The organism is Myxococcales bacterium, assembly GCA_016706225.1.
Taxonomy (GTDB): Bacteria; Myxococcota_A; Polyangia; order Polyangiales; family Polyangiaceae; genus JADJKB01.
Map to the genome: position 1 here is coordinate 398,319 of JADJKB010000003.1, position 13,803 is coordinate 412,121.

Sequence of the window (13,803 nt, forward strand, 5' to 3'; positions counted from 1 at the left end):
CACCGGATCCCGCTGTCGCCGTCTGGCACAAGCTGTGCCGCCTCGAGCAAAGGAGCCCAACGTGTCCAGAACCCGCCGCTACCGCGCACCCTTCGTGGTTACCCTCGCTTCCGTCGCCACGCTCGCCTGCGGCGGGTCCACCGACAGTGATCCGAACGGCAGCGGCGGCAGCGGTGGCTCCGGCAACATGAGCGGGGGCGGTGGCTCCGGCAACGTGAGCTCCGGAGGTTCCGGCAACGTCGGCGGCTCGGGCGGCAACAACGCCAAGTGTCCTCCGAGCTTCCCGCAGAACGAACAGAGCTGTGCACTGCCCGAGGGCACGAGCTGCAAATACGACCAAGGCACGTGCTGTCCGCCGTGGGAGGCAATCTGCCAGGGCGGCAAATGGCAGGGGTTTGCTAGCTCCTGCAATCCGCCGCCGCCCGAGCCCTGTCCGAGCAGTCCCCCCACACCGGGGTCGACCTGCGGGTCGTCAGATCCGTGCGGGGGTCAAGACCAGTACTGCACCTACGGAAAGTGCCAGGACGGGAGCCCGTCGACGGTCGCGACCTGCAATGGCGGGAGCTGGGAGGTCGCCGAGTCGGACTGCATCCCGGCGTCGTGCGAAGGCCTGAGCGCGTGTGAGTGTTTCGATCGCCCCGACTGCAAGGCGGTGAGCGATAGCTGCATCTGTGAGTGCGACTACAACTGTCCCGGAAAACCCCCGTGCGCGTGTGCCTGCGGCGGCGGAAATTATCTGGGCTGCAAGCCGCTCTGACCGAAGCTGGCTTATGCTCTTGCGCGTGCCCCTCGCGCGCTGCTCCGCACACCCCGTCGAAACCGCGCTGGCGCGCTGTCAGCGCTGCAGCGCGCTCTTGTGTGGGGATTGCTTCCGGCTGTACGCCGGCGGTAAGCCGTGTTGTGACGCGTGCGCGGTGGAGCTGAGCTCGGGGCCCGCTTCCCGCTGGCCTTTCGCGATCGCGTTTGCAGCGATCGCGCTCGCGATCTCGTTCGCGGGCTACCGGCTCGAGGGCAGCGTCGAGATTTGGGGAATCAGCGCCGTGGTGGCCGTGGTCGTCGCGGTCGTGCTCGGTTTCACGGGCCCGTCATCCAGTGCGACCGCGAGCGTCGAGCTCAGCGAACGCGAGCCCGATCTCGAGCCGGCGGACCAGCTGCTGGTGCGGGCCGCACAGCCCTATCGTGTGCGGGTCGCACGGGTCGCGCGCCGCATCGTGCCGCTCTCGGGGCGCGCGACGGCATTGGTCATGACCGCCGCCCTCGTGCTCTCGGCGGTGGTGTTGCCGCTCGGCCTGAAGCTGCCGCATTGGATCGAGGCGGAGCTCGTGGTCGGGGTCTGGTGGCTGGCCGTTGCGTCCCTTCTGACTGGGTTGCTCTACACCGGGCGCCGCTTGGCGGAAGACCATCGGCTCGCGCTCGGCGTCCGCGGCTCCCACGACGGGGGCGACAAGGCGGCGAAAGGCGCCAAGAGCCCCCTCGGGGATCTCGCGGGCTGCGGCTCAGCCGCTGGCTGCGGAGAAGTCATCGCAGTCGTAGCCGTGCTGGCGGTCGCGGCGGCAGCCGCCTGGCTCGTGGTCGAGATCGTCCTCCCCGTCGCGGTGTTCGCCGTCTACTTCTTCCTGGTGAAGGCCGTGGGCCGGGTGGCTCGAGATCAGCACGACTGCGAGGGCAGGCTCGGCCGCGCCATGTTGTGGGGCGCGGCGTGGGCGAGTGTCTACGCGGTCCCGATCGCTCTGCTCATCTTGACCATCCAGGCGGTCGTGCAGCTGAGAGCCCATTGAGTCGCGGGACTTTGCAGGCGCCGACGCGATCGCCTATGTTCGCGCGCGTTGGAGAAAGGCGCGCTCTCGGCGCAATGCGCTAAATGGTCAGAAAAAGGGTGGCACTCGCCGCGTCCCTGTTTCCCATCGCCACCACGCTGAAGCTGGGCGCGGCGCTTCGGGAGCGCCTGCGAGCGGGCTACGGTCGACGCGACCTAACCCGGGACATCTTGGCCGGGCTCGTCGTCGGGGTCGTGGCGCTACCGCTCAGCATGGCGCTCTCTGTCGCCAGCGGCGCGCCACCTCAGAACGGCCTCTACACCGCCATCGTCGCAGGAGCAGTCATCGCGCTCCTGGGCGGCTCGCCGGTGCAGGTATCGGGACCCACCGCCGCGTTCGTCGTGCTCCTGACCCCGGTGTCGGCGAGATTCGGGCTCGGCGGGCTCCTGATGGCTACCGTCCTCGCGGGCACGATGCTGGTGGTCATGGGGATTGCACGCCTCGGCCGCTTGATGCAGTTCGTCCCGTACCCGGTGGTCAGCGGGTTCACGGCCGGCATCGCGACCGTGATCGGGCTCTTGCAGCTGAAGGACTTTCTGGGGCTCACGGTGGTGAAGATGCCGGAGCACACCCCCGAGCGAGCGGTTGCGCTGATTTCCGCCCTCCCGAGCGCGCGCTGGGAAGATGTCGTGATCGGCAGCTCCACGCTGTTTGTGTTGATCGTCTGGCCGAAGCTGACCCAACGCTTACCCGCCCCTCTGGTTGCGCTGGCGTTTGGCGGCCTGCTGGCCTTCGGACTGACTCGTCTCGTCCACGGCTTCCGCGTCGACACGATCGCGACTCGTTTCAGCTACGTGCTCGACGGCGTTTCGCAGCCGGGGATCCCACGCGCGCCACCGATGCCATTCTTGCCTTGGGAGCTTCTGGGCCCGGACGGCAAACCCCTCGGGCTCTCCCTCGATCTGCTCCGGCAGCTGTCAGGCCCGGCGTTTGCGATCGCGATGCTCGGGGCAATCGAGTCATTGCTTTCTGCGGTCGTTGCCGATGGCATGGCTGGCACCACACACGACCCCGACGTCGAGCTGATCGCCCAGGGTGTCGGGAACATCGTGGCGCCGTTCTTCGGCGGCTTCGCGGCCACGGGGGCCATCGCCCGCACAGCGACCAACGTCCGTTACGGTGCGCGCTCACCCATCGCCGCCATCGTGCACTCGGCGTTCGTGCTGGTGGCAGTGCTCGTGCTGGCTCCACTGCTCGGCCATCTGCCCATGGCATCCCTCGCCGCTCTGCTCCTGATCATTGCCTGGAACATGAGCGAAGTCCGCCACGTGATCCGCATGGCGCGCATCGCCGCGAAGAGTGACGTCGCCGTGCTCGCGACCTGCTTTTCACTCACGGTGATCTTCGACATGGTCGTCTCCGTGACCGTGGGTGTGATGCTCGCGGCGATGTTGTTCATGCGCCGCATGGCGGAGGTGTCGAACGCGGAGCTCGTGGGGGCCGGTGGCCAGTTTGCCGGAGTTCGCGTGCCGGAAGGCGTTACGCTCTATCGCATCGAGGGGCCGCTGTTCTTTGGCGCCGCCCAGAAGGCCATGCACACGTTTTCGGAGATCGGCACCGAGACCAAGGTCGTGATCTTCGACATCTCGGCCGTACCGGTCATGGACGCAACGGGCATCGTCAACCTGGAGAGCGCCCTCGAGCGGCTGCAGCGGCGGAACGCGCTGGCGATCGTCCTGGGCGCTAGAGAGCAGCCGCAGGCTCTGATCGACCGAGCAGGATTGGTCGGCGCGACGGGCGTCCACATGTGCGGGGATCTGGCCGAAGCCCTGAGCCAAGCCGAGGACTTCATCGAGGCGCGAGTCCACTCGGTGAAACCTCCCTCCGTCGGGCACGCGCGCCAGAAGAGCTGATCGTGCTAAGCTCCGGGCTGTGCTGCGGTTGTTGCGCACGCTCCTCTCGGTAGGTGGTCTCGCTGCCGCCGCCGCCTGTGCGGTGGGCACGGACGCCGAAGAACCTCCGACCGACGTGCCGGATGCGGGGGCGGGCTACGGCGGCTCCGCAGGGCTCGATCCGGGCAGCGGAGGCGGATGGGCCTACGGCGGTGCAAGCGGCAATGCGGGGGCCGCGGGAGCAGCGAGCGGCGGCACCCCGAGCGGTGGCACCTCGAGCGGCGGCACCTCGAGCGGTGGCGCTCCAAGTGGCGGAACCTCGAGCGGTGGCACCTCGAGCGGCGGCACCTCGAGCGGCGGCGCTCCAAGTGGCGGAACCGGAGGCGGCACCGGTTCGTGCTCGCCAGGTTCGGTGCAGCAGCTCGGAAGCTGTGAGAAGTGCGGCAGTGCTCAACGCACCTGCAACGCCACGGGACAGTGGGACGCACCCCTCTGCATCAACCAGAAGGACTGCAACCCGGGCGACCCTGGCAGCCAGCCTTGTGGCAACTGCGGCACGCAGACTCGAGCCTGCAAAACCGACTGCACCTGGCCCGCGTGGGGCACTTGCTCGGGCGAAGGCGTGTGCGCAAAAGGCGCGACGGCGTCCTGCGGCAACTGCGGCACGAAGACCTGCAACAACAGCTGCGCCTGGGGTAACTGCACCGGCGAAGGCGTATGCGCGAAGGGCGCAACGAAGGCGGGGAGCTGTGACAGTTGCTCCCATCTCGTGTGCAACACGTCTTGCCAGTGGCCCACGAAGTGCACCCTCAAAGCCGGCAACTCATGCGACTGGGAAGCCGGCACGAACTGGCAGTGCTGCGGCTCGGGAAAGTGGCAGTTCTGCGGCTCGAGCTGCCAGTGGTTTCCGTGTCAGGCGTGCTCGGGCTGCGGCTGTTAGTCTGTGTGTGAAGCCATGACGAGACTGCTCGGGATCCTTCTGCTGCTTTCAGGTGGTGTGGCGGCCTGCTCCGACGACACCTACATCGCGACCAACGAGACCCTCGGTGGGGGCGGCTCCGGCGCAGGAGGCGGCTCCGGCGCAGGAGGTGCGGCAGCGGGTGCCGCAGGCACGGCCGGCAACGCGGGAAGTGCAGGCGCAGCCGGTGCAATCAATACTGGAGGCGCGTCCACGGGTGGCGGTGCCGGCGTGGGCGGGACCGGGTCGAGCTGCACTCCGGGGGCAAAACAAGATCTCGGAAGCTGTCAGAAGTGCGGAACATCGCGTCGCACCTGCGAGCCGAACGGCACCTGGGGGGCACCGGTCTGCGAAGCTCAGAAAGAGTGCAATCCCGGCGACCAGACGGCCAGCGGCTGCAGCGACCCGTGCGCCGAAAAGACCTGCGGCGCCGCCTGCAGCTACGGCGCGTGCGCCAAGAAGACCGGCGCGAAGTGTCTCTACAACGGCGGCAGCGAGTGGCAGTGCTGTGGCACGCAGAAGTGGCAGTATTGCAGCAGCGCCACTTGTGACTGGCACCCCTGCGCCAGCTGCCCGTCGAACTCGAGCTGTTACACCAAGTGCTGAGTGCTCAACCGCCGTCCGGGGTCGCACCCGCGTCGGCAGACTCGCTCGTGCCGGGCACCGTCGCTTCGTGAGCCCGTTTCACGGGCAGGCGATCGGTCAAGATGATCTTGTGCTGGAACTCCGGTGTTCCCGGGTTGCCGCCGTGGCACGATTTACAGCGCAAGGGTTTGTGATCGGAGGCCTGGAGATCTTCGACCAGGTGGGTCGTCATCCACTCCGCCGCCCAGCGCGCGTCGCGAGGCGTGCCGAGGATCTTGGCGGTGCCCTTGCCCTCCACCGTGTGACAATCGTTGCACCACAGCTCGCCGCCTCGTTTCTTTTCGAGCGACGGGATGAGCTCGCTCGCCATCCAGTTGGCGACGTGTTTGCGGTGCGTCATCTTCGCGTAGTCGCTCTCGTCGTGGCAGTACCCACACTTCACACCGAGGAAGTGGGTCACACCCCCCATGATGGTGAAGACCTCGCGCTGGCAGCGCGCCTTGGCCGCAACACCGGTGTACTGACGCTTGAGCGGCTCGGGCAACGGTTTGCCGGGCACGACGGCGCAGTCGTCGGTGAGCTTGGCCCGGCGCGCGGGCGCGGGCGCATTGCCGGGGGCCGGATCCGCCGGGAGCGGTGCCCCTCCGCAGGCCCCAATCCAGGCGGCCGCAAGCAAAGCGACCAAAAGCAGGACTCCCGAGCGCATGAAGCCGGGACGATACACGATATTTCCGGGGCGCGAGACCGCGACGCGAGCAGGAGATCTCGGTGGGCAGCGGCTCGAGCCCAGCTCTCGAGCGGGGCGCGACTCGGTACTGCGGAGCGGCTACTCTGGCGCACCGATGGTCAACCCACTCGAGCCCTTCGCCGAAGACCTCTGGACCCTCTCGCGGCCGCAGAAATTTTGGGGTGTGGAGACCGGTACACGCACGACCGTCATCCGCCTTTCTAGTGGCGGGTTGTTCGTCCACTGTCCGGTCGCGCTCGACGCGGCGACCCGCCGCGAGGTCGACGCCCTCGGCCCTGTCGAGGCGGTCGTCGCACCGAGTCTGTTTCACCACCTGTACGTCGGAGAGTGGCTCTCGGCTTACCCCCACGCGCAGGTCTGGGCCTGCCCCATGCTCGAACGCAAGCGCTCCGACCTGGCCTGGACCGGGGTGCTCGGTGACGCGCCGGTCGACGTGTGGAAGGCCGACGTCCAGCAGGCGGCCTTCACCGCGCGCTTCGAGAACGAGATCGTATTTTTCCATCCGAAGAGCCGCACGCTGGTGTGCGCGGACGCACTCTTGAACCTGTCGCGCCACCCTTCGCGCATGACACGCGCTGCGGCTCGCTTGATGATGAACACGGGACCGGGCAAAGGTTACCTGGAGCGCATCGCGGTTCGCGACTACCGCCTCGGCCGCCGACAGGTCGACCGCATCGCAGAATGGGACATCGACAAGATCACCCTGGCTCATGGCGACCAGATCCAGCGCGACGGTCGCCAGACCTTGCTCGAAGCGTACTCGTGGCTCTGAGCTCGGTTGCGGGGCTCGACACCAGCGCTCACTGACCGAGGGCGGCGCCCACACAACCCACGAGCACGTTCGCCCCCGGGGCGGGCGTCTCGTCGCCGGCGAAGCGTACGAGCTGGCGGCTCGTCTCGGGGCAACTCGCGACCAGCGCGGGGTTGCCGATGCCACGCGCGGCCTCGACGTAACACCAGCCAGTTCCGCTTGGTTTCGGGTCGTTCTGGCACGACTTCATGTCCGTTGCGGCGCCGATTTCACACAAGCAGAAGGCCTCACAGGCGAGCTGCCCGGGAGAATTCGGGCCGCACTGAGCGGAGGCGCGGAGCTCCCGGCGGGCCGCCTTGGCGAGCTTCTCGCTCAGCGGGCGCCGGTTCTTCGTGGCGTCGCAGCTGCACGCGGCCGCGGGCAAGGCCTCCACCACCGCGCACTGTGCGCTGCCGTCCGCCGCGAGCGAGAGCGGGCGCGGCATACACTGGGTGAGCAACTTGTCGCGTAGGCGTTCGACGATGGAGTCGACCGCCGGATTGTAACCAAAGCTCGGTGAGCTCGTCTCGCCACCGGACAGCTTGGGGCAGATGGAGAGCGCGATCGAGTTCTCACCGATTCCCTTGAGTACCTCGAGCTGACGCGTTCCAGGGTAAGCCTTGGCGAAATGCTGAGTGGTGCCGTAGGTTCCGGTCACCGGATCCTGACACAGCGGATTCTTGCTCGGGTCACCCGGCGCGACGTCCTTACAGGCGCAGTCCGCCGTTGCCGTGGTGCAATCGCGAGGTTTCGCCAGCGGGTAGATGCAAGCGTACTGCAGATCGCGATTGCCCGTGTTCCACTCGTGACCGTTCACCGGGTGAACACCAGGCCCATCCGGCGGCACCAACGGCACCCATGTTGCCGGTTGTGTGCCCTGCCGTGGCAACACGGACTCGCGCATCAGAGGATCGACGGGCGGACCCGCTGCCGACGGCAGGAGCCACGACCAGCGATCTTTTTCCGTCAGCTCCCTCGCGGACAGATAGCGAATCGTGTTTGGATCCGACAGACTCTGCTCGTCAGCCAGGTCGTGCCAGGGCACACCCACGATGCCGGCCAGGAGCACGTTGGCCGGACTGCGTGGCCTGGCACCAGTGCCGGTCAGGTCGGAAAAGAGCGGGTTGGGTACCAGCTGGCCAGCTCGATTTCGGACCGTGAGCTGAGTGAGGCCCTCGATGTATCGCTGCACCGGGTGCAGGAAGTCGACACCAAAACGCCGCTTCTGCTGCCAGCAGCGCAGGTTCACGTCGTCCGTCACATCGTCGTGCTGTGGCGTTTGGCATCCGGGATCCTCGAGCAGACTCGGGCAACCCGTCGGCGGCGCGCTCTCATCGGAGCCGCACGAGCGACAGCACACGCTCTCTGGGTCGCCGTCGCAGGCCGCGGTTGCTCGATACAGGTGCGCTTCTTGTGCGATGTACGACGACTGCCCGCTGTCCACGATCGAGCAGTCGTTCTCGTCGCTCAGCATCACCACGAGCAAGAGCGAGTCGGGCCTCAGAAAATCTCGCCGTTGGGTGAGCAGCACCTCGTCGATGCCCTCGGCGACGGTAACGCCGTTCTGATTCACGACCGCCGCCGGCGGGTCGGGGTCGATCAAGAAGCGATACCAGGCCTCGAGGGAGGCTTCATACCCGCAACCGTCGTCCCCCGCGGCCTTGACTTGCTCGGCAAAATTCTGGATGAACGAGCTCGGATCGGCCGCATCAGTGCCGGGGCTCCAGTCGAGGTGCGCCGTCGCCCCGCCAAGAGCCCGGCGCTCGCCGAGCAGATGAGCGCCGTCGTCCTGGGTCGGCGACCAGTTCTTGCCCTTCGGGGTGCAGTAGTCGGCGCCGTGTCCGCCCAGGCTCGAGCTCAGCACGCCGACGTGAATGTCCCGCACCGGGCGAAACTCCGGCTCTCCGCTCTGGCAGGGGTAGTTGCCGCCGGACACGGCACCCGTCACCGGATCGACGCAGCGCGGGGCCACCAGGCGACGCACGAGGGCCGGCACCGCGTCGGCCAGCAACGCTTGTTTGTCCGACATCGACTGGGAGTTGTCGATCATGAACAACACGTCCAGCTTGCTCGGCGCCTCCTGGGCGAGCTGTTTCACCACGACGTTTCGGGTCTCGGGCTCGGTCAGCGCCAGGGGCCGGTCCAGACAGCCGCTCGAGAGCAGACCAATCAGTCCCGCGCCCAACCTGTACGCCGATCTTCGAGCACACCCGTTCCGTTCGGCCATCGCTCCCATGCGCGCCTCCTCCTTCGTTCGTCGCGCGACGAGCCCGCGCGGATCGGCCGACGGCAGAAGCGGCCCTCGCCGATCAGCGTCGCTCGATGGGAGGTGCAGCCGTCGACGAGTGGTGAAGCAGTCGCGCGTCAGAAGCGAAAGTCCCAGATCGGCGAGCGATCGTCGCGCACATGCGACCGGTCGTGTCCGAAGAGCATTCGGCCAACGTGGGTCGCGCACTCCCTCCCACATTGGAAAATCCCGCGGGTTCGTGGCGATTCGCCATCGCATTGTCGCCGCGCCCGATGGGCGTTAGGGTCCGGGCGCGTGAGTCACGGGGCACTCCCTCCGCCCAGCGTCGTCTGTGTGGGCTGCGGTCAGCGTATCGATCTGACGAAGGATCAGTGCGCCGTGTGCGGCAAGTCCGTGGTGCGCGAGCCAGAAGACTCCGACCCGACCTGGCCCGAGCCGGTTGAAAACCCAGCCATCATGGGCACACCCCTGGCGGGCGCGAACAAGAAAGAACGCCTCGATCGGCTGGTCCGTCACCTCGTCGTGGACGTGACGCGCGCGGGGCCGACGCTCCAGATCACGGTCTCGATCAAGCGCGGCATGCCGTTTCCGGAGCTCCCGATCGAGCTCGGTGTCTCGGTGCTCGATGCCCAAGGAAGACACAGCGGCCCACCCGATGCGTTCGTTCGCATCGAGGCACTGGAAGAGCCAGTGCTCTGCTCGGTTCCCCCACGTGGGCTGCGCGCCGGCTCGTCAGTGGCGCTTTCTTTCAGCGCGGGCAACGTGGACAGTGAGCTCGAGACGCTGGTCGGCTGAGGCTACTGCATCACGTCCTGACACGAGCTCAGCGTGGCGTCGCAGGTGTCTAGCGGGAACTTGCATGCCGTCTGAGCGCCGGCAGGGAGAGTCTCGACGGTTGCCTCGAGCAGACAACCCGACGGCCAGCTCGGTTTGCCCGTGAACGCGACGAACGTGAGCGGAGTCATCGAGCTGCACGCGCTCGGCAAGTAGAGCGCGACGGTCTCGGGTTTTGCGGCAAGTCCCCAGCTGCCGACGCCACTGCAGGGCCAGAACGGACCGTTGGCGCTCAGGTTCTTGCCTTCATTGAAGGTGGCAACTCCATTGGGTTCGAGGCGCACCCAGGAGAAGTGATTCATGCCGCCGCTCCAACCCACGAGCCAGAGTCCTTCGAGCGCACCGGGGTTCAAGATGCTCGTCGGCGCGCAACCCAGGTAGTTCCCGCCGCCGCAAGCGCAAGCGCAACTCGGAGCACAGGGCTCGACTCCGCAGGGACAGAAACAGGCCTCCGAGAGCACCTTGCAGCTCGCGTTGGCGCTGCAGGCGCAGTAATCGAGCCCGGCACAATCAGCGGAAGCGCCCGCTCCCACCCCGCCGCTCCCGCCGCCGACGCCGCCGCTCCCGCCGCTCGCACCCGCGCCGCCGCTCCCACCCGCGCCGCCGCTCGCGCCCGCGCCCCCGCTCGCGCCTGAGCCAACCCCGCCGCTCGCGCCGGCTCCGCCGTTCCCACTCGCCCCGTCATCCGACGTCGAGCCGCCGCAGGCCAGACATAGCCCTAGGGCCGCGAGCACCGGAATTCGCTGCATATGGCTGAGCATAGCGCGGCTCGGTTCGAAACCCCGCGCCTTTGCATGCAAGGCCCACCCGCGATCGGTTCTTCCCAGGCCGCGCGCGGTCGTCCACCATCAGCTCGGAACGGCGGCCCGAGTCGAGGCGGCGGAAGCGCTCGCCGGCCGCGCAGGGCGCACGCGCCCCCAAGCCACGGCGGGGGCGGTGGGCCGAAGGCGATCGGCCACGGCGGAGGTTGTCAAAGAGCAGGTCGGCGCGGGGCCTGGGCAACAACTACGCAGGCGCGGGCGGGCGGCGGTGCCTGCGCAAGTTTCGAAGTTGCTCCGCAGTCGCGGTGACGGCGGCGAGCAAGATGTTGCGCATCAGGTCGCGCCAGGGTCGCGCCTGCTGCTCGTCGCTGCGCAGCGCCACGCCACGCCAGGGGGCCAGCAGGCTGTAGCCGATCCGCCGCGGCATTCGAGCGGACCGGTGGGGTGAGCTCCGGGGTCAGCTGCTCGACGTCGCGCAAGCTCTTGCTCCCTGCGACCAGCCCGAGCAGCGCGCCGGCCAAGAGCGCGCTCTGCTCCCACCGGCGGGCGCGCCAGTCGCGCGAGTCGGGGACCTCGTCGAGCCTCGCCTGGCCGATGCGTTTCTGCGGCATGCCGATGAGCCTCTGCCTGGTGCGTCCCCCTCGCTCGCATTCGTGCCCACGACGCTGCCGCTGCCGAGACCACGAGCACCTGCCGGCACACCCTTTGTGGGGGTGTGCCCGGACCGTCTCAGGGTGTGAGCACGGCGATCGCGGCCCGAAGCAGGGGTTCGACCCGAGGCTCGATCCCGCGCAGTCGCACGTGCTCGACAGCATGCCGTGCCTGGGCCCGCTTGAACCCCGAGAGCACCAGCGCCGAGCGCACCTTCTCGAACACTTCGGGCTCGGGCGCGGCCGCGACCGCAGGCGCTGGCGTGCGGTTCGTTTCGCGGCGAGAGCGAGCCCCGGCGATCTCGTTCTGGATGTGCTCTTCGCCGAACACCTGTCGCGCTCGGTACGAGTTGTGAGCCGAGCAGAGCAGGCAGCAGTTGTCCACGGTGGTCGGTCCGCCCTTCGCGAAGGGAACGATGTGCTCGATGGTCAAGAAGCGGGTCTCCGAGCATCGACGCCCCTCGGCGTCGCGGAAGGTGCACTGGTCAGCGTCCCGCTCCCACACCTCCCGCTGGACATCGACGGGCACGTGCCGCGAGCCCGGCTTCGTCTCGCGACGCTTGCGCGGCTTGCCCGCGCCCGAGCGACGTTGGATCGCGGCCGCGATCAGCAGGTCGAGGCCGAGCTCGAGGAGCGTCGCCAGGTCGCCGCTGGGGATCTCGTGGCTGAGCAGGTTGCGGGCTTGCTCGAGCTTGTCGCGGAGCTCGACGCGGGCGGTGAGCTCCAGCCGAACAGTCGTCGGCGAGAGGGGCTCGAGACGAGCACGATGCATCGAGGGCCGAGGCGGTGGCACAGAGTTACCTGCCCCGGACACTGTTGACAACTCCGTCTGCGCGGGCTCGGGCGCCATCGTGGTCAAGGTGGTCGGCACGTCCGGCTGCGGAGACCAGCGGGCGATGAGCTCTTCGAGCTGACGCTTCGACTTCCCTCGAGCCTCGGCGAGGAGCTGCTCGACGTTGTCCTCCGTGAGGTGCCTGGAGAGGAGAAACAGCCCGGTCAGGTGCACGTTGCCGGACGCGAGCTCGTCGAGGATCTGAGGAAAGCGCTGTGCCAGGCGGGCGACGCGCACGCGCTTGTTGGCGCCGTCCTCGGAGTACCCCAGGCGCTCCACGCAGTACGCGAAGAGCGACGAGCACGCGTCCTCGAGATAAAGCTTGCGGCGGTCGAGCTCCGCCAGGTGAAAGACGACGTCCGTCGATGCGGCGCGCTCGCTGCTGACGGCAGCCGAGAGGCGTTCGCGGAGCTCGAGATCGGAGACGGAAGAGAGGAGAGGCATGCTTTCTCGCATACCATGCGATTTTCCGACCTCGCCGCTGCCATCAGGCGCGACGCTCACGACGTGGAACGCTTCGAACGTCACCGCGACGCGCAAAGCGCGTACAGCGCTCACCCTCGTGGCAAAGCGTGATGGTTTCCGCGTGACTCGTCGCAAGCGCGCGCTGCGCGCCCGGAAACCCGTCAAGAAGAATGTGAATCGAATCGTCGCGCGACCGCTTCTTTTCACGCACGCGCTTCGGCGCGGCGCAGAGCTCGGAACCACGCCTCTCGCACACCTCGAACCAAGAGGGGTGCACCGATTGCCCTCGGTGGTCTTGGCAGCGGCAGCGTCCTCGAGCTCGCCCGCTCGCGCGGAGAAGCGAACCGCTTCGGTGCCCGAAGGGAGCGCGCGGTGCGCGCTTGGCGTGAATCGCTGGCGGTTCCACGCATGCGACGGCAGCACGCGACGCACACGCTAACGACGCGCGGTCGCGCGCATGCGCTGACGGCACGAGGCGCGCTCACGCCCGCACCCTGCTCTCCTCGCGGCCCGCGCACCCCATCCCTGCGCCGCAGAGTGGCTACTTCTGCTTCGGTGCTCTCTTCTCGCGGCCGCTGCCTTCGCCGACCGCGCGGTCCTCGGCGCTGACCTTCCAGCGCTCACAGACCCTTCCCCCCCCGCGGCGACCCGCAGGCCGCGACAGCGGCCGAGGACCGACGCTTGGGGGGGAACGACCGCCACGAGGCCGCGACAGCGGCCGAGAGCCGGGCGAGGCGGGGGCACCTCGGCCGGACTCGAGCTGCGAATTTGTGCCTCGCTCCCCGGCCCTCCCCCGCGGCAGCGCAACTGATCGAAGGCGCGTCCCTTTTCCCAACCCGTCCGGCCCGACTACCAATCAGGGCTGATGCAAGGCCAGTGCTCGTGCCGTGTCGATCACTGAAGACCCCCGGAGGAACCCCATGGAGCGTCGCGTCAGCCCCCGCAGCAAGACCTGCACCCCCATCGCCGTGAGCAAAGGCAAGACCCGGTATCTCGCCCGCTGCGTCGAGGTTTCCCAGACCGGCCTGCTCGCCATCGTGCCGAAGAAGTTCCGAGATTGTGCCTTCGAGTACCTCTCCGCACGCCTGATGCTCGACACCGGCATCGTGACCGTCCTCTTGCGACGCGTACGGCTCCAGAACGAGCTGGTTGCGTACCGCATCGTCGACATCGATGACGCATCCCAGAACCTGCTCACGGAGTTCCTCTTCGATCAGCTCCACTCGGCGCTGCCCAAACCCACCCGCCGAAGCATCGCCCCGAAGACCGCCGCGGCCTGAGCG

General features: G+C 68.0%; 13 protein-coding genes. 8 read left to right on the forward strand and 5 right to left on the reverse strand.

Going from position 1 to position 13,803, the window contains the following annotated elements; all coding sequences use genetic code 11:
• Positions 1 to 61: 61 nt before the first annotated feature.
• From IPI67_03565 to IPI67_03585, 5 genes are all read left to right on the forward strand, one after another.
• On the forward strand, positions 62 to 757 hold the full coding sequence (locus IPI67_03565; protein ID MBK7579262.1) for a hypothetical protein: 696 nt from the start codon (positions 62 to 64) through the stop codon (positions 755 to 757).
• Between the two features lie 25 nt (positions 758 to 782).
• A complete protein-coding gene (locus IPI67_03570) occupies positions 783 to 1,778 on the forward strand; it encodes a B-box zinc finger protein (protein MBK7579263.1) in 996 nt (331 codons plus the stop codon).
• 83 nt (positions 1,779 to 1,861) lie between these two features.
• Positions 1,862 to 3,670, forward strand: a complete 1,809-nt coding sequence (gene dauA, locus IPI67_03575) for a C4-dicarboxylic acid transporter DauA (GenBank protein MBK7579264.1) — start codon at positions 1,862 to 1,864, stop codon at positions 3,668 to 3,670.
• Between the two features lie 19 nt (positions 3,671 to 3,689).
• On the forward strand, positions 3,690 to 4,589 hold the full coding sequence (locus IPI67_03580; GenBank protein ID MBK7579265.1) for a hypothetical protein: 900 nt from the start codon (positions 3,690 to 3,692) through the stop codon (positions 4,587 to 4,589).
• Positions 4,590 to 4,604: 15 nt separating this feature from the next.
• Positions 4,605 to 5,213 carry a hypothetical protein gene (locus IPI67_03585; GenBank protein ID MBK7579266.1) on the forward strand — a complete coding sequence of 203 codons (609 nt, stop codon included), beginning with the start codon at positions 4,605 to 4,607 and terminating at the stop codon, positions 5,211 to 5,213.
• Positions 5,214 to 5,217: 4 nt separating this feature from the next.
• Here IPI67_03585 and IPI67_03590 read toward each other — a convergent pair whose 3' ends face one another.
• Positions 5,218 to 5,898, reverse strand: a complete 681-nt coding sequence (locus IPI67_03590) for a hypothetical protein (GenBank protein ID MBK7579267.1) — start codon at positions 5,896 to 5,898, stop codon at positions 5,218 to 5,220.
• On the opposite strand from IPI67_03590, the gene IPI67_03595 reads away from it, so the two are divergent.
• The gene (locus IPI67_03595; GenBank protein ID MBK7579268.1) at positions 5,897 to 6,712 is read left to right on the forward strand and encodes a DUF4336 domain-containing protein; all 816 of its coding nucleotides are present in this window, start codon (positions 5,897 to 5,899) and stop codon (positions 6,710 to 6,712) included. The two genes, IPI67_03590 and IPI67_03595, sit on opposite strands and share 2 nt — an antisense overlap.
• A gap of 28 nt (positions 6,713 to 6,740) precedes the next feature.
• Here IPI67_03595 and IPI67_03600 read toward each other — a convergent pair whose 3' ends face one another.
• Positions 6,741 to 8,966: a hypothetical protein gene (locus tag IPI67_03600; GenBank protein ID MBK7579269.1), complete on the reverse strand. Its 2,226-nt coding sequence runs from the start codon at positions 8,964 to 8,966 to the stop codon at positions 6,741 to 6,743.
• A 306-nt stretch (positions 8,967 to 9,272) separates the two neighbouring features.
• Between IPI67_03600 and IPI67_03605 the strand changes: the two genes are divergently transcribed.
• Complete coding sequence (locus tag IPI67_03605) at positions 9,273 to 9,773, forward strand: hypothetical protein (protein ID MBK7579270.1); 501 nt, start codon at positions 9,273 to 9,275, stop codon at positions 9,771 to 9,773.
• Positions 9,774 to 9,775: 2 nt separating this feature from the next.
• Here IPI67_03605 and IPI67_03610 read toward each other — a convergent pair whose 3' ends face one another.
• The 3 genes from IPI67_03610 to IPI67_03620 form a co-directional block, all read right to left on the reverse strand.
• On the reverse strand, positions 9,776 to 10,561 hold the full coding sequence (locus IPI67_03610) for a hypothetical protein (GenBank protein ID MBK7579271.1): 786 nt from the start codon (positions 10,559 to 10,561) through the stop codon (positions 9,776 to 9,778).
• A gap of 256 nt (positions 10,562 to 10,817) precedes the next feature.
• A complete protein-coding gene (locus tag IPI67_03615; protein ID MBK7579272.1) occupies positions 10,818 to 11,000 on the reverse strand; it encodes a hypothetical protein in 183 nt (60 codons plus the stop codon).
• Positions 11,001 to 11,302: 302 nt separating this feature from the next.
• A complete protein-coding gene (locus IPI67_03620; protein ID MBK7579273.1) occupies positions 11,303 to 12,499 on the reverse strand; it encodes an HNH endonuclease in 1,197 nt (398 codons plus the stop codon).
• Between the two features lie 941 nt (positions 12,500 to 13,440).
• On the opposite strand from IPI67_03620, the gene IPI67_03625 reads away from it, so the two are divergent.
• Complete coding sequence (locus IPI67_03625) at positions 13,441 to 13,800, forward strand: PilZ domain-containing protein (GenBank protein MBK7579274.1); 360 nt, start codon at positions 13,441 to 13,443, stop codon at positions 13,798 to 13,800.
• Positions 13,801 to 13,803: the final 3 nt, after the last annotated feature.